The sequence below is a fragment of the Gilliamella sp. B3801 genome (genome assembly GCF_026536645.1).
Classification (GTDB): Bacteria; Pseudomonadota; Gammaproteobacteria; order Enterobacterales; family Orbaceae; genus Gilliamella; species Gilliamella apicola_I.
In genome coordinates, this window is the sequence record NZ_JAFNNR010000002.1 from 72,775 (window position 1) to 89,570 (window position 16,796).

Below are 16,796 nucleotides of genomic sequence, written 5' to 3' on the forward strand. Positions count from 1 at the left end.
TCATTAGCAACATTTATTGACAATAGGGTTCAAATAAAGGTTTTCGCCAGCCTGATAAAATTTCTGGATCCTGCCCTATTTTATCAATCTTCCACTTCACGTATTGGTTTATTAATCGTCTGGATAGTAACAAATCTGCATTAAGCCCTGTTTGTGAGGCAATCTGGACAGCTGCATTTTTTAGTTGATCTGTAATCATCTTATAATCAGGATAACTATTAATACGACGTATTGCAGGAATGTCTGGAATAGGTTCCGATAAAATATTCAGAATCTGTTGGCCATATAACCGAATCTCTTTTCCATGCAATCCTAATTTATCGAGTTCTGACAAGGATGAGGGTGAATAACGAGCTATTTTCCACAACACCTCTTCTTTGACCACAAAGTTTACAGCAATATCTTGCTGCTTAGCTAATTGATAGCGCCAACTCGCTAATTTATATAACTGCCCTAAACTCTTACCTTTCAATTGCCAGCTATTTTTAATACTCAGGTAAGCATCATCTGGATTGATCATCTCACATTTGCGACCAATAACCATTTGACACTCTTGATAAGCGGCAACTAAATAATGGTTGCTGATTAATTGTGATTTGAGTTTTTGCAATAACGGAAACAGGTATATCACATCATTAATCGCATATTGACACTGTTTGTCTGTCAATGGCCGTTTCAACCAATCTGTACGGGTTTCACTTTTATCAAGATCAATATTGAGATATTTTTTAACTAAACTGGCATAGCCACTACTTAATGGATTGTCTAAAAAAGATGCAAGGACTTGACTATCAATGATTGGCGTTGGGACACAATCAAAATGATGCATAAATACTTCAATATCTTCACTGCAAGAATGAAAATATTTTTCAATGGCATCATTTCGAAAAATGTCGATTAAACATTGCCAATCGGTGATAGCAATAGGATCGATCAAGGCAGCAAATTCACCATTAAATACCTGAAGTAAGCCTAAATGAGGATAAAAAGTTCGAGTTCGAACAAATTCAGTATCCAATGCAATAGCTGCACTATTTTTGATTTTTGAACAATAATCAGCGAGTTGTTCATTATTTATAATAAATTGATAAGTCAATATTAATTACCTATTCTAAAGAATGATTTGATTGTTCTTTGTTATTATCAAACGTCACATCAATGACAACAATTTCTGAACGTGTCATTAAGCGTAAAGGTATACTTCCAAAGCCATAACCGCTACTTACAATACTGGTAAACTGTTTTTCTGTATCATGATATATCCCATCAGCATTTTTATAAATAACAGATAACAAAAGATTGATTGGAAAAAGTTGCCCACCATGCGTGTGTCCTGAAATCATTAAATCAACTCCGGCGTTAGCTATTTCATCAAGATTTTTGGGTTGATGATCTAATAAAATGATGGGTGTAGACGTATCGGCAAACATCATTAAATCAGCAAGTTCCGCTCGTTTTAAATCATACTTACTCGATGAAAAATCTTCTCGACCAATTAACGTGATATTCAAATCACTAAGGTACACAATATCATCTCGTAAAACGCGCATATTGGCAGCTTTAAACGCATCAACAATATCCTCGCCATGAGGATGTTCTTTATTAATGGCTAGATATTCATGATTACCAAAAATAATATAGGTACCATATTTCGATTTCAATTGTGAAAATTGTTTATTAAAGTCAGTTTCTGTAAATGATTTTAATTGTTTATCTAGCGTATCACCCGTGATAACGATAAGATCGGCATTAAGTTTGTTAACTTCGTCCACCATTTGCTTGATAAATTTACGCTGGGTTAACCCATTAAGATGAATATCACTTAATTGAACAATACGTAAATGATCAACATTAGCCTGTTTATTAATCGTAACTTGATAATTTACTATTTTAGAATTAGTCGCCATTTGATGACCAAATATAAACAGTACAATTACGCAACCGACATAAACATAACTCACCCAAAAATCGGGTTTAAATCTTTTTCTACTTATTAAGTGAATAAAGTCAAAAAGCAATGTCGCATAAACAAAACAGATAGTTAAACTGAACAATATGCCAAAAAAGGCCGGAAAATCATTCAATACTTTTGACAGGATAAATGTGGTAGCTATGGTTGCTAATGCTAACCAATAAGCCAATTTCAAATAACCATTTAAATGAAAATCTAGCCAAAATAACCACCGTTTACCTAAGTAAATAATGACTAAAATACTCATCAAACTTATAAAAAGAATAACAAAATTCATAATGCTTCAAACAAATTAACTTAAAAAAGTGGTATCATAACAGAATTATTTTTTATTCGTTATCTATAACTTCAACTTTTATGAATTCAAAAATAGATCAATTATTTTCAACCCCTATCGATAAATTAGGTGACTGGACTTTTGATGAAAAAGTTGCTGAGGTGTTTCCAGATATGGTTCAACGCTCGGTGCCGGGTTATTCGAATATTATTTCTATGATTGGTATGTTGGCTGAACGATTTGTCCAACCGAATTCAATGATTTATGACTTAGGTTGTTCATTAGGTGCAGCAACGCTCTCTATTCGTCGTAATATTAAACATGAAAATTGCCATATTGTGGCTATTGATAATTCGTTACCGATGGTTGAACGTTGTAAACGCCATATCGACGCCTTTAAGGCCAATACGCCCGTTGATGTAATCTGTGACGACATCTGTAATATCCAGATGCAAAATGCATCCATGGTTGTTCTCAATTTTACATTACAATTTTTAACACCCGAATCCCGACAACAAGTCTTGAATAAGATTTATCAAGCATTAAACCCCAATGGTATATTGGTATTATCTGAAAAATTTAGTTTTACTGATTCAACTATTGATGACTTACTGTTCAATATGCATCATGATTTTAAACGTGCGAATGGCTACAGTGAGTTAGAAATTAGTCAAAAGCGTAATATGTTAGAAAATGTCATGCTGACTGATACTGTCGAAATCCATAATGAACGCCTAACCAAAGCAGGTTTTACACATATTAACACTTGGTTCCAATGTTTCAATTTTGGTTCTATCATTGCTATAAAATAGCCGTTATTTAGGATAGTTATCAATCCATATATCAGTCAAAAATCAAATTTATAAGGACACAAAAGAATGATCGATTTTGGTGATTTTTACCAGATTATCGCAAAAAATAGGCTCAGTAGCTGGCTTGAAGTCTTACCGGCACAATTAGCCAATTGGCAAAAACAAAATTTAGATAGCCGTTTTACACAATGGCTAAATAGTATTAAACACTTACCTGTTATAACGCCCTATCATATAGATTTATTGCATGGTGTCAGCGTAAAAACGCAAACTCCTCTTTCAACTGGGGAACAGCAACGTATCACTCAGCTATTAAAAAACATGATGCCTTGGCGCAAAGGACCATTTCATTTTTATGGTATAGATATCGATACTGAATGGCGTTCTGATTGGAAATGGAAACGTCTTATTCATCATATTGACAATTTAGAAGGTAAACTTGTTTTAGATGTTGGTTGTAATAGTGGGTATCACTTATGGCGAATGATTGGCGCTGGGGCTAAACTTGCAGTAGGCATCGATCCTATGGCTCTTTATTTATGTCAATTTGAAGCCGTCAGAAAATTATTAGGCGATGATAAACGAGCACATTTATTACCACTTGGTATTGAAGAGCTACCAAAGCTTAATGCTTTTGATACGGTATTTTCGATGGGTGTTTTATACCATCGCCGTTCACCTCTTGATCATCTTTACCAATTAAAAGATCAGCTTGTTGATGGTGGGCAATTAATATTAGAAACACTCGTTATTGAAGGTGATTTACATCAAGCGCTTATGCCAGGTGAACGTTATGCACAAATGCGCAATGTTTACTTTATTCCATCAGTACCTACCATGATAAATTGGCTGCAAAAATGCGGTTTTAAAGATGTCAGAATGGTGGATATTTCACAAACTAGTTTAGAAGAACAACGTAAAACCGATTGGATGACGTCTGATTCACTTGCTGATTTTCTTGATCCAAATGATCTAAGTAAAACCATTGAGGGTTATCCTGCCCCAATGCGAGCGGTATTTATTGCACAAAAATAGCTTTTTACATTAGCGATAAATTTATTTAAATTGTAATAAACAATTCTATCAACATACTGTTTTATCTTATGTTAAAGCAAACACCGCCAAGATAAAAACACAACAAGTAATAAACAAAAAAACGGGCTTAATGCCCGTTTTTTATACCCATTTTTCGCTTAAACAAATTGTTTATTGCACACCCGGTACCGTAAAATGCATAATTAAAAGCAACGTTGGTAAAATAAATATGGATAAAATTGTTGAAGCAAAAAAGATACTTGATGCTTGTTCTTGCTCAACATTCCAATTATAAGCCAAAATAACGGCTGTTGATGCTGTTGGCATAGCTAACAAGAATACTAACTCTTCCGCCTCCATACCCGTAATACCAAAAAGGTTTACCGCAATTAAAGCTACTACTGGTGTAAAGAAGCTTTTTAAAATCACATTGATAATCAACGGCTTTGAAAAATTCAATTTAACACCATAGATACCTACCCCAACGGCAATTAACGAAATAAAGTTACAAGCATTCGACATGATATCAAAGGTATTAAAGACAAAATGTGGTAACCATTTTGTTCCATCTGTAACACTGACAATTAAGCCCAAAATGACCGCTAAAAACATTGGTTTCATTAACGAGTTTTTCACTGCGCTAAATACCATGTTGCCCGTTACTTTTCCGCCAGATATTTTCGTATCACACAATTCCAATAAGAAAATCGTCATTGGTATCAATGATAACGCCACCACAAAATTCGCTACAGCGACTGAAATGGTTGACGATGCACCTAACATCAATGTTAAAAATGGTACGCCCATTCCCCCCATATTCGGGAAACAACATAACATCGCGTTCATCGCTGTTGATTTTAAATCTTTATGTAAAATGTATTTATTGGTTAAAAAACAAATTATCCATAAAAATGACATTGTACAGAAAAATGCAATCATCCAAATACCGTTGAATATTTCAGACGGCTTAGCATGTGATGTATGCACAAAAAGTAATGCCGGAAATACAAAGTTTGACACTAAACCGGATAATAGCTTCTTGGAGTCTTTGGTAAAAATATTCTGATGAACACATAACCAACCAAGAAAAATTAATAAAAACACCGGAAGACAAGAACTAACAACTTGCCCTACTGCAGACCAAATTAGATTCATTTTTTTTAAAACTCCTAAAATAATATTACTTAAAATACATATTCGGTAATTGGTCGGTAACTTTGGATTAGAATTTATATTTATAGACCGAGCTAAAATAAGTAGGTAATAAAACTGAACATGACCCAGTTATAATAAAACTAGCGCCAAAACCTTTTTTCAGTTTTTTAAAAACTTGATATAACTAAATGTTGTTTTACGCACTTTGTGATTTTGAAAAATATTTTTAATACGACAACCCTTGCTATATTTAAATGTCAAATAACATAACTTGGAAAATATTATATCTGATTCTTTTCGCCCTTGTGTCGAGCTGGCAATACTGACTGTCTAAAAAAACAAAAAATCGCAACAAATATTATTGATATATATCAATATTGGTATTTTATTCTTATAAAAAACAAAAGATGAGAAAATAAAAAAAACGAGCGTTAAATTAGAGTAAAAATCAAAATTAAGCTAAAACAAACTAAATAGCGCTTTTTATCATCGATAACCAATCAAAATTGCATCAGGCGTACTTAGGTTAACAAATTGACTTTTTGTATTATTTCGATAAGTCACACTTAAAGTTTACCTTTAGTCACTTATATAAGGGCTGTGAACAAAAATACAAGGTATAGTGAATTATGTTGTAAATTAATTAATAAATAATCAATATAATGTAAACTATTTAAGTGGTTTTGTAAAATACCATAATGTAATTTAAATCAATTATTATGATAGCTTGCGATTTTGTTCTCCATTTTTTGCAACAATACAAATTCAATCCTGCCATTATTTCAACTATTCTTGATTCAGATCGTCAAACTTACTGGTTCGTTAAAATATACATATCATCCATTACACATGGTCATTTTTTGTCACATTGCTATTTTTTTACAGTGTTTTTCATTGAATCAAGAATTTTATACTGTATATTTATACATTATTCGTTTTTTATCACGAATACTACTACATAGTATAAATTTTACCTGTATATTTTTAGGAGAAACGTTCTTGAGTAAATCCTGTATTGTGCTAGGAACCGTTGATAGCACTATCAAAAATTACTTACCTTTGGTTGATACCCCTGTCAGGGCTGGCTTTCCATCGCCTGCTGATGATTATTTAGAAGCCAAACTGGACTTAACCGATCACTTAGTTAAACACCCAAGTGCTACTTATTATATTAAAGCACAAGGTGAATCAATGATTAACTATGGTATTTTTAGTGGTGATCTTTTAGTAGTAGATCGTTCATTAGCACCCCAAATAGAAGATATTGTCGTTGCAGCTGTTGACGGTGAACTAACATGTAAGTGCCTGGGACTTATTGATGGACAACATTATCTATTATCAGGCAATGAACTTTATCCCCCTATTTCATTAGCGGGTAAAGAAGTCCATATATGGGGCGTTGTTATACACACTATTCATTCTTTACGAAAACGTGGTCATGCATGATTGGGCTGATTGATTGTAATAACTTTTATGCTTCGTGTGAGCGTGTTTTTAACCCTAAATTAGAAGGAAAACCAATTGGCATTTTATCCAATAATGATGGATGTGTCATCGCACGCTCCAATGAACTTAAACCTTTAGTACCAATGGGTATGCCTGCCTACCAAATTGAGGCTAACATTCGAAAACAAATTACATTATTAAGTTCTAACTATGAACTTTATGGCGATATGAGCCAACGTGTTTTTGATACTGTCAGCCATTATACTGCCGATATTGAACCCTACTCTATTGACGAAGCTTTTATTAAACTGGCGGGATTTAGCGATGTTACAACCCATTGTCAACATTTAAGGGCAATAGTAAAACGTGATACTGGGATTCCGGTAAGTATTGGCATTGCATCAACCCACACGTTAGCAAAGTTGGCAAACCACATTGCAAAAAAGCAGCCTATTTATCAAGGGGTCTATTGCCTTCCTAACGATTCAGCCTTACTTGATCAGATTTTAAAATCATTTCCTGTTGATGAAATTTGGGGCGTTGGCAGACGCATAGCCAAAAGATTGCAAACATTAGGCATTCATACTGCGTGGGATCTGCGTCAGGCAGATTTAAAACAAATTAGACAACAATTTTCCGTCGTGCTTGAACGTACCATATTAGAGTTGCAAGGTATTAACGCTATTGAATTAGATGACATTGCAACACCTAAAAAAAACATTATGACATCACGTAGTTTTGGGCAGTTAACAGGTGAATTATTTGATTTGCAAGAGGCCATTCGTATTCATGCCAGTCGAGGAGCTGAAAAACTAAGACAACAAAAATCGATTGCTAATGCTGTACTTGTTTTTTTGAAAACAAATCGGTTTCGTCAAGACTTAATTCAATACAATCCCTCGATTGTCGTACCGCTACTATCACCTACTGATGATTCAAGAGTAATTATTCATGCAGCACAACAGGGGCTAGCAGCAATTTATAAAAAAGGATTTTTATTTATGAAGTCAGGTGTTATGTTACTCGATTTAAAAGCTAAAGATAGCTTTTGCCAATCTGACTTATTTGCTTTAAATAGTCTGCCAGTCTTACAGCAAAAAAATGATAACTTAATGAAAACAATCGATACCATTAATCAAAAAATGGGTAAAAATACCATTCAATTAGGCGGAAGTAGAAAAACCGCACCTTGGCAGATCAAACGAGAACGGCTTAGCCAACGTTACACAACACGTTGGGATGAATTACCATTAGTGAAATGATAATTAGCAACAAAAATAACCAATCATTATAACGAAGAATAATGTTGTAAATTTTTGCATTTTCAACAGAAAAATCTAAATTACGTTTTTTTATCATAATAAACGTTAAGATAAATAACGATTGGGCATATAAAAATAGTCATAACATGCAAATTTGATTTTTTACTCATAAAATTTATTTTACAAAAAGTTAACGTTTTGATTAAAATATGTTAACTTTATCGAGTTGTTAGCGTGTATTAAATGCATACTAACAGTTCAAAAATAAGTCAAAAAAGAAGAATATACAGTGCTAAAGTATGTCTTCAAAATGCTTATCCAGAAATAACAAAGCTCGAAAAAACAGTTTTAAACGAATAAATAGCTTTATTTTGAGTAATTAAAATACGTTAAATAAATATACATTTTCACATAGATTATGTTCGATAGGTTATGGCATTGCTTATAAAAAGTTGTGAATTAATTTTTTAGTAACAAAGCTTTATAAGTAAATTTCCATTAAAGGCCACAACTTTTTGGACATTGGCTTACATTTTTCCATAACCAACTGGAGTACTAAATGTGTAAAAAATTTTTGTGACCTTATTTATTGTTTGCTTATACGTTAATAGATTCAGTGTATGAAGCATAAATTTTATAACAGAACGATATACTGAACAACGTCAACATGTTTTTCATCATCACGATAAAAAATACACGAAAGTAATGGGGCAATTAGGATGAATAATACCGCAGTAGAAATTGAAAAACTTAAACAGTTAAGTGAAGCAAATAGTAACAGCAATTATATCTCAATTTACACCTCTAAAAAGCAACAAAATTTATCAAATATACCGATTTTAAAGCCTTTACTGATAATTATATTAAGTGGTTGCAAAGTGATTGGTAATGAAAAAAAACTAGCCTGCAATACAGGAGATTTTATTTTTTTCACCGATGTTCAATCAATGAACATGAGAAATATACCCGCAAATACGAATTATTTTGCATTACTTATTAATTTTGAATTTTCTGATTTTAATGATACATCAATCAACATCAATACAAAGAAAACCAATGAATATACCGCAGGGAAAGCAAATTCTGCCTTTTATAAATGTGTTTCACAAATGATAGAATGCTTAGAATGGGCATCTGATGACATCATTACAAATCGTAGAAAAGAAATTATTAAACTGTTAGTCCATTCCGGTTATGAAAATTTGGCATGTTTACCCAATCGAAAAGAAACCACGCAAAAAGTAATTGAAATATTTAATAAAAAAGACAATAAAAAAATAACCATTGATGAAATTTGCAAAGAAATCTGCATGAGTAAAGCAACGTTGTATCGAAAATTGAAACTTGAAGGGGAAAATATACAAAAAATTAAGGAAAAACTCGTGATGGGACAAGCGCTTCATTTATTACAAACCTCTAATTTTTCAACAGAATATATCGCTGAAATGATAGGATATTCTTCGTCCACTCGGTTTTCACAAAGATTTAAAGCTAATTTTGGATTAACGCCAAGAGAATTAAAAAACACCAAACGAAACTAATAAACATTTCATCATTTATTCCATTAAATGGAAACCACGTTAAGAATGAATATTACTTTCGCTGGTAAACATGCTAGTTCTAGTAATTGAATAAATGGTGGAACTTTAAAGATTTTAATATCTATCTTGATAGATAGACATACAGGAATTAAGGTTGAATCAGCCTTAATTCAAAACAAAAATAAGACAGCCTTTACTTATTTCGTGACGTTTACTGAAAATTTGTGAAAACTATTAGCGACAACAAGACCACTAAAATTAAATTAACGAAATAGCGCTGAATTTCATCATATGAAAACCATTAAATTTTCATACAACAGTCTTAAATGACAAACACAAGCATTAATTTATTTACTACTCAAGAAAATAACATTGCCACAACTGTTAATCTTAACCCATTATGTTTATTAGGATTTAACACTTGTAGCTGGCTAAATTTGCGGTAAATTTTAACAATAACTGATATAAAAGAAATGACATTTACATTCATTTTAGTGACAAAATCATTCATATTTATAAAATTATGAAAATATTTGGCGTAACAACCCAATATTAATGACAAACATTAAGTTAGCTCAATAAACGAAGATTGCAATTTTATTCACTGATCGGTTTAAGTAAATATGATTGATTCAAGATGATAATGACCATTATAGAAGATGAAGGCAATTAAATTGAAAAATAATAAACCATAACCAACTCATTAAAAATCAATCGATTGGTTATGGTTTATCAGCATATAGCAAGTGACTTACGATCCCATATTAACAATTGAGCTACGGAAACGTCTTAATGCTATAAAGAAAAAGACCGATCCAATTCCAATTAACCATACATAGGATGTCCACACAACACTCAACCCTGCACCACGATATAGTATGGCTTGCCCTAATTCGACAAAATGCGTTGTTGGGGCAATCATCATAATATTTTGTACTACTTCAGGCATACTTTCCCTTGGTGTACTACCACCGGACAACATTTGCAACGGTAATAAAATTAAAATTAACAACATGGCAAATTGTGCCGTTGATTTGGCTATGGTTGCCATAAAGATCCCGAGTGACGTTGTCACAAATAAATGTAAAGCGGCTCCAATCAAAAATAACGTAATTGAGCCATTAATTGGAACATTAAGCCAGCTTTTTACCACCAATAGTAATGCCACCCAAGTTGAGATTAACACCACTAATCCCATTGACCATACCTTAGATATCATTATTTGAAACGGTGTGACAGGCATGGAAAGCAGATGATCAATAGTGCCATGTTCACGTTCTCGCATTAATGCAGCTCCGGTTAAAATAATGGATAACGTCGTCACAATATTAATGATTTCCATTACCGAGCCAAACCAAGAGCGAGTTAAATTCGGATTAAATGAGGTATGAACTTGAATATTGACAGGTAAATCCGTTGCTTTGCTATAACGATTAACATACTCTGTCACTTCACCCGTGATGATTTGTGTGATATAACCATTCCCTACAAAAGCTTGCCCCATTCGAGTCGCATCGATATTTAATTGAATTTCAGGACTTTGATTGTTCAACACATCACGCTGAAAATTAGGCGGAATATTTAAAGCAAAGGTATAACTATCGGTATCCATGCCTCGATCCACCTCATCCATTGAATATAATTTTACAGGTTGATTAAACATCGGTGGATAAAAAGCCGCAACAATTTGTCTTGATAACGGTGAATCATCTTCATCAACCACCGCTATTGAGGCATGATGAAGCGAGTCAGATGTTGCTGTAGCGGCAATATAAATATCAAACGTAAAACAGTAACCTATTAACAGAAGCATGATAGGATCGCGTAATAGTCCCCATAATTCCTTAATACCTAATCGATAAATATTAATTAAGCTTTGCTTCATAACTACCCTTCCTGTTTTTTAAGAAGAAAAATACTGGCGCACAGCACAACAGGAATAGTGACTAATAATGCGAATAAAGAATTGTGTAAATCATTAAAACCCAGTGCTTTATTAAATACACCTCGTGCAATGATTAGCATATGTGTTGTCGGATAAACTTCACCGATATAACGCCCACTCCCCTCCAATGAAGCCACAGGATTGAGTAAACCCGAAAACTGAATAGCAGGTAACATAGTGCCGACACAGGTTAAAAATATCACTGCAATTTGACTACGTGTAATTGTTGACGCCAACAGCCCAAGTCCCGTTGAAATAATACAATAAGCTAAAGCAGCCAGACACAAGGTAAATAAACTGCCTTTGATTGGCACGCCAAAAATAGTAATCGCCATAAACAGCAACAGCAAAAAACTAAACATAGAAATAATAATATAAGGTACTTGTTTACCTAATAAAAATTCAGCACGCGTTACAGGGGTAACATATAAATTAATAATCGATCCCATCTCTTTTTCACGGACAACCGATAAAGCAGCCAGCATGGAGGGAATCATTAATAATAAAATAGGAATAACCGCCGGTACCATTGACGGTAAGCTTTTTACATCAGGATTATATCGATACCGCGTCTCAATATTCGCCAAACTGGTTGAATCTTTTCCCGACATTTCTTTCACTTTTTGACTTAGCCAAGCAAGGTGCATACCTTGTACATAGCCTTTAATGGTTTCTGCTCGTAGTGGCATGGCACCATCTATCCAAACACCAATATCAACGGAATCACCACGTTGAATATCTCGTCCAAAATTAGGTGGAATTTCAATCGCTAACGCAATATCATTACTTCGTAAACGGGCATCCATATCGGCATAATCCGTTATAGGTGGCCTTTCAACAAAGTAACGTTTGGAACCAGACAAATTAAGCGTATAGTTTTGACTGATTTCACTTTGGTCACGATCTAGCACGGCAAAACGTAAATTTTCGACATCTAGCGTAATCCCATAACCCATAACGAGCATCAAGATAGCTGACCCCATTAATGCCAACATCGCTCGTAAAGGATCTCGAGACAGTTCAAGTGTTTCACGCCATAAACAACCAATCATCCGAGTTAAACTAAATCCTTGAAGATGATTCGCTGGTGGGATGACTGTTTGGGATTTGTCAGCGGTAACTGAAGCTTCGGTCGATTTTTGTTGTGCATCGCTATCGTCAGCACCTGCATCAACTAGATAGCGGATGAAGGCATCTTCTAAAGTCGACGCGTTTTTCGATGCAATAATATTATCGGGAGTATCACTTGCCAACACTTTCCCCGCATGCATTAAAGAAATTCTGTCACATCTTGCGGCTTCATTCATAAAATGGGTAGTAATAAAAACCGTTACTTTATCTTTACGGGATAATTCGATGATCAAACGCCAAAAGTCATCTCGAGCAATCGGATCAACGCCCGATGTCGGTTCATCTAAAATTAATATTTCTGGGTTGTGCACAACGGCGACCGATAAAGATAAACGCTGTTTAACCCCTAAAGGTAAGCTATCAGGTAGATTTTGAGCATCTTGCTCTAATCCAAACCGTTTAAGAAGTTCAGAAACACGTTCAGGTATTTTACTTTCTTCAATGCCAAATAAACGTGCATGTAGCACTAAGTTTTGCTCAACAGTCAATTCACTGTACAAAGAAAAAGCTTGAGACATATAACCTAAATGCCGTCTGGTATTAATATCATTGGCATCAACAGGTTTACCAAATAACCACGCTTCACCAGACGAAATAGGTAATAAGCCAGTTAACATCTTCATGGTTGTTGATTTACCACAACCGTTTGACCCTAAAAAGCCAAAAATCTCGCCTTGTTTAATCGAAAAATTAACATGATCGACTGCAATAAAATCACCAAATTGCTTAGTTAGCCCTTTCGCTTCTATCGCTGTTTGTAGATTGTTATTTACATCCAAAGGTGGAATTTCAACGGCTTGATAGCCTTGTTTGGCACTTTCTGGCATCAACTGAATAAAGGCATCGTCTAAATTATCTTTTCCTGTTTGGCTTAATAATGATTTAGGTGTGCCGGTTTCTAAAATCTTACCGCCATACATTGCAACAAGCCAATCAAAGTTTTGTGCTTCATCCATATAAGCTGTTGCCACAATAACACTCATTTGTGGTCTTTGCTGCCGAATTTTATTAATTAATTGCCAAAATTGTGCTCGGGAAAGGGGATCGACCCCCGTGGTGGGTTCATCAAGAATCAGTAAATCAGGATCATGAATCAAAGCAGAACATAAACTGACTTTTTGTTTCATACCGCCAGATAGTCGCCCTGCTGGTCTTGATAAAAAGGGATACAGCCCAGTACTTTTTGTTAATTCGTCAATGCGACGTCGACGCTCTGCGGCATCATTACCAAATAAACGAGCAAAAAATTGAAGATTTTCCTCGACAGATAATGTCGGATAAAGATTTTTACCTAATCCTTGTGGCATGTAAGCAATACGAGTACACACCGCTTTACGATGTGACTTATCTCGCATATCGCCATCTAAAACATAAACTAAACCGTCTTGAATAACATGTGCACCCGCAATCAAAGACAGCAAACTTGATTTACCAACCCCATCTGGCCCAATTAATCCCACCATGCACCTTGGTGGAATAGTTAAACTAATGTTATCCAGCGCACAATTTTTTTTATAATGCAGTGAAACATCGCTAATTTTAACCACTGCATCATCAATAGATTTAGCTTCTGTTAATAAAGCTAAATCCTTATTGTCTGATTCTGACATATGCTATCTCCAATTATTTAGTTGGACATTTGGCTACATCAGATAAATCAGCTGGCCAAGAAGTATTCGGGTTTAATCTCACCCATGCTACACCTGGTAAACCCGTTTTTACTTGATTGATAAAACATTTTAATAATTCAGGATCGAGTTGTGCTTTCACTCTAAACATCAATTTTTGGCGTTCATCTTTCGTTTCAACCGTTTTAGGGGTGAACTGTGCAACACTCGAAACAAACGAAATTTTAGCTGAAATGGCTTTGTCAGGTAACGCATCTAAAATCAATCTAACTTCGTCACCAATGGCTACTTTGCCCGCTACAGTTTCGGGTAAAAAGAAGGTTAAATAAACGTCATACAAATTAACTAGATTTAGCACTTTACCACCAGAAGGCATTACTTCACCTAATTGAGCAATACGATATTGGATACGACCATCGACAGGTGCAACGAGTGTACTGTCATCAATATCGGCTTGGATTTGTCTGATATTGGCATCAGCAACATTAATGGCTGATTTAGCACTTTCCACGCCAGCTTGTGCAACTTCTATTGCGGCATCCGCTGCTGTCACTTGTGATTGAGCGGAATCTAATGCTGCTTTAGCGCTATTGAATTTAGCGGTATCATCATCAAATTGTTGAATGGATAAAGCCCCTTTTTGATAAAGGGTGGTTGTTCGTTGAAGATGTTTTGAAGCGATATCTAAGTCACTTTCACGCTGAGTAACACCGGCTAAAGCCGCAATTTTATCACTCATTTTTAAAGAAACTTGTGCTTTAGCACTTGCCTCATTACTGATAGCTTGAAGGTATTGGGCTTGAGCTTCGTTCAATTTGGCTTGCAACGTATCCGTTTGCATTACAACGAGTGGTTGCCCTGCCTTAACAAAATCCCCTTCATTCACATTAATTTTTTCAATTCGACCTGCTAATTTTGCAGAAATATTGATTTCGGTTGCCTCAATACGCCCATTTCCACTAGTAAAATCCGCACCATATCCATCCGTTTTTAGTTGCTGCCATGCAATAAAAATAATAGCAAGTATAACGACGGTGATAATAATCCATTTTTTGCTTATTTGTTTCATAACTCATGCCTTGTTCAAGATAATTAATTTATAATCAAGCTTAACGAAATATTGAATCGTTATATGCTATTTAGTAATGATCAAATAATAACAAATGTTTTTTACAAATAAAATCAGCATACAAAATAAACGCAAGAAATGTTAAAAAATTGAAAATCAGTGAATCTTTATCAATTGATCACACCAAATTAATGTTTGCTGGTCATAATGAGTCACTACTAAATTAGTCATGCAGATTAAAAACGGCGTGAAACATAAGCGTTAGTCATAGGCAAATCTTACAGTAAGTGATATGCTTATCATCTTATTAATGGATTTAATTTAATTAGCAATTTAAGGTGATTTTGTATGGCACTGCCCTCTTTTTTAACGCTTTATAGTGAACTGATATCAACCCCAACAATCAGCAATGTAACCAATGAAAAACTCGATTTTTCAAACAAACCTTTAATAGACAAATTAGCAAACTGGTTTGAAGAGTTAGGTTTCAAAATTGAAATACAGCCCGTACCGAATACTCGCGGTAAATTTAATTTATTAGCGACTTATTCAAATAATGAAAACCAGACACAAGGTGGATTACTGCTTAGCGGCCATACTGACACAGTGCCTTTTGATGAAGGACAATGGACTAAAGATCCTTTCAAATTAACGGAAGAAAACAACAAGTTATATGGATTAGGCACAGCAGACATGAAAGGTTTTTTTGCTTTTATACTTGATGCCTTACGTGATATTGATCTAACCAAACTAACTAAACCTATTTATGTTCTTGCTACCGCTGATGAAGAAACCACCATGGCTGGAGCATCATTTTTTGCTAAAAATACTCACTTACAACCCGATTGTACAATCATTGGTGAACCAACATCATTAATACCGATACGTGCGCACAAAGGCTTTATTTCCAACTCAATCAAAGTCATTGGTAAGTCTGGTCATTCAAGTGATCCAGACAAAGGAATAAATGCGATTGAAGTCATGCATTTAGCTATCGCACAATTGTTAAAACTTAAACAACAGTTTAAAGAACGATATCATAATGACGGTTTTACTGTTCCCTATCCGACGCTTAATCTTGGGGTCATTCACGGGGGCGATGCAGCAAACCGTATTTGTGGTTGTTGCGAACTAATTATTGATATTCGTGTATTGCCAAACAACGATGTTAATTCGCTTTATCATGATCTCTGTCAGGCTTTACAACCGGTCATGGACAAATACCCTAACCGTATTTCGGTGGAATATGAAGTATCCCCAATTCCGGGTTATGAATGTAAAAAAGATCATCCTGCTTTACAGCAAGTTGAAAAATTAGTTGGTCAAACTGCGCAAACCGTAAACTACAGTACTGAAGCGCCCTATTTAAACCAAATTTCACCAACCATTGTATTAGGTCCTGGTTCTATTGAACAAGCACATCAACCTGATGAGTTTATCTCAATGGATTTTTTAAAACCGACTAAAATAGCTATCGAAAATTTGATTAAAGATTTTTGTTTATAAAAAATATCCTTCTCGCC

At 34.5% G+C, this 16,796-nt stretch carries 12 protein-coding genes; 6 read left to right on the forward strand and 6 right to left on the reverse strand.

Going from position 1 to position 16,796, the window contains the following annotated elements:
- Window positions 1-13 precede the first annotated feature (13 nt).
- Window positions 14-1,096, reverse strand: a complete 1,083-nt coding sequence (gene rnd / locus J3U14_RS01725) for a ribonuclease D (protein ID WP_267350915.1) — start codon at window positions 1,094-1,096, stop codon at window positions 14-16.
- Window positions 1,097-1,106: 10 nt separating this feature from the next.
- Complete coding sequence (locus J3U14_RS01730; RefSeq protein ID WP_267350913.1) at window positions 1,107-2,249, reverse strand: metallophosphoesterase; 1,143 nt, start codon at window positions 2,247-2,249, stop codon at window positions 1,107-1,109.
- An 80-nt stretch (window positions 2,250-2,329) separates the two neighbouring features.
- Here J3U14_RS01730 and cmoA point away from each other — a divergent pair, with 80 nt between their 5' ends.
- Together cmoA and cmoB are read left to right on the forward strand one after the other, a co-directional pair.
- Entirely contained in the window at window positions 2,330-3,061 is a 732-nt protein-coding gene (cmoA, locus tag J3U14_RS01735) for a carboxy-S-adenosyl-L-methionine synthase CmoA (protein ID WP_267350911.1), read from the forward strand.
- 66 nt (window positions 3,062-3,127) lie between these two features.
- Window positions 3,128-4,096 carry a tRNA 5-methoxyuridine(34)/uridine 5-oxyacetic acid(34) synthase CmoB gene (cmoB, locus tag J3U14_RS01740; RefSeq protein WP_267350909.1) on the forward strand — a complete coding sequence of 323 codons (969 nt, stop codon included), beginning with the start codon at window positions 3,128-3,130 and terminating at the stop codon, window positions 4,094-4,096.
- Window positions 4,097-4,267: 171 nt separating this feature from the next.
- Here cmoB and J3U14_RS01745 read toward each other — a convergent pair whose 3' ends face one another.
- Window positions 4,268-5,251 (reverse strand): AEC family transporter, encoded by a 984-nt coding sequence (locus tag J3U14_RS01745; RefSeq protein WP_267350908.1) that lies wholly within the window; start codon window positions 5,249-5,251, stop codon window positions 4,268-4,270.
- A 999-nt stretch (window positions 5,252-6,250) separates the two neighbouring features.
- On the opposite strand from J3U14_RS01745, the gene J3U14_RS01750 reads away from it, so the two are divergent.
- The 3 genes from J3U14_RS01750 to J3U14_RS01760 all read left to right on the forward strand — a co-directional run bounded on the left by J3U14_RS01750 (window position 6,251) and on the right by J3U14_RS01760 (window position 9,500).
- Entirely contained in the window at window positions 6,251-6,697 is a 447-nt protein-coding gene (locus J3U14_RS01750; RefSeq protein WP_267350906.1) for a LexA family protein, read from the forward strand.
- Window positions 6,694-7,959 (forward strand): Y-family DNA polymerase, encoded by a 1,266-nt coding sequence (locus J3U14_RS01755; protein WP_267350904.1) that lies wholly within the window; start codon window positions 6,694-6,696, stop codon window positions 7,957-7,959. The genes J3U14_RS01750 and J3U14_RS01755 overlap by 4 nt, the downstream gene beginning before the upstream one ends.
- 719 nt (window positions 7,960-8,678) lie before the next feature.
- Window positions 8,679-9,500, forward strand: coding sequence for a helix-turn-helix transcriptional regulator (locus J3U14_RS01760; protein ID WP_267350902.1), 822 nt, complete (start codon window positions 8,679-8,681; stop codon window positions 9,498-9,500).
- Between the two features lie 751 nt (window positions 9,501-10,251).
- On the opposite strand, the gene J3U14_RS01765 is transcribed toward J3U14_RS01760, so the two are convergent.
- The 3 genes from J3U14_RS01765 to J3U14_RS01775 are packed head-to-tail and all read right to left on the reverse strand — an operon-like array spanning window position 10,252 to window position 15,273.
- Window positions 10,252-11,385 (reverse strand): ABC transporter permease, encoded by a 1,134-nt coding sequence (locus tag J3U14_RS01765; RefSeq protein WP_267350900.1) that lies wholly within the window; start codon window positions 11,383-11,385, stop codon window positions 10,252-10,254.
- A gap of 2 nt (window positions 11,386-11,387) precedes the next feature.
- Window positions 11,388-14,186, reverse strand: coding sequence for a ribosome-associated ATPase/putative transporter RbbA (gene rbbA, locus J3U14_RS01770; RefSeq protein ID WP_267350898.1), 2,799 nt, complete (start codon window positions 14,184-14,186; stop codon window positions 11,388-11,390).
- Window positions 14,187-14,199: 13 nt separating this feature from the next.
- On the reverse strand, window positions 14,200-15,273 hold the full coding sequence (locus J3U14_RS01775; RefSeq protein ID WP_267350896.1) for an HlyD family secretion protein: 1,074 nt from the start codon (window positions 15,271-15,273) through the stop codon (window positions 14,200-14,202).
- Window positions 15,274-15,621: 348 nt separating this feature from the next.
- On the opposite strand from J3U14_RS01775, the gene argE reads away from it, so the two are divergent.
- Window positions 15,622-16,779 carry an acetylornithine deacetylase gene (gene argE, locus J3U14_RS01780; protein ID WP_267350894.1) on the forward strand — a complete coding sequence of 386 codons (1,158 nt, stop codon included), beginning with the start codon at window positions 15,622-15,624 and terminating at the stop codon, window positions 16,777-16,779.
- Window positions 16,780-16,796: the final 17 nt, after the last annotated feature.

Coding starts and splice junctions, on each gene's coding strand:
- cmoA (WP_267350911.1), top strand. CDS start 2,330: ATGAATTCAAAAATAGATCAATTATTTTCAACCCCTATCGATAAATTA.
- argE (WP_267350894.1), top strand. CDS start 15,622: ATGGCACTGCCCTCTTTTTTAACGCTTTATAGTGAACTGATATCAACC.
- J3U14_RS01730 (WP_267350913.1), bottom strand. CDS start 2,249: ATGAATTTTGTTATTCTTTTTATAAGTTTGATGAGTATTTTAGTCATT.
- J3U14_RS01765 (WP_267350900.1), bottom strand. CDS start 11,385: ATGAAGCAAAGCTTAATTAATATTTATCGATTAGGTATTAAGGAATTA.
- rbbA (WP_267350898.1), bottom strand. CDS start 14,186: ATGTCAGAATCAGACAATAAGGATTTAGCTTTATTAACAGAAGCTAAA.
- J3U14_RS01760 (WP_267350902.1), top strand. CDS start 8,679: ATGAATAATACCGCAGTAGAAATTGAAAAACTTAAACAGTTAAGTGAA.
- cmoB (WP_267350909.1), top strand. CDS start 3,128: ATGATCGATTTTGGTGATTTTTACCAGATTATCGCAAAAAATAGGCTC.
- J3U14_RS01775 (WP_267350896.1), bottom strand. CDS start 15,273: ATGAAACAAATAAGCAAAAAATGGATTATTATCACCGTCGTTATACTT.
- J3U14_RS01745 (WP_267350908.1), bottom strand. CDS start 5,251: ATGAATCTAATTTGGTCTGCAGTAGGGCAAGTTGTTAGTTCTTGTCTT.
- J3U14_RS01755 (WP_267350904.1), top strand. CDS start 6,694: ATGATTGGGCTGATTGATTGTAATAACTTTTATGCTTCGTGTGAGCGT.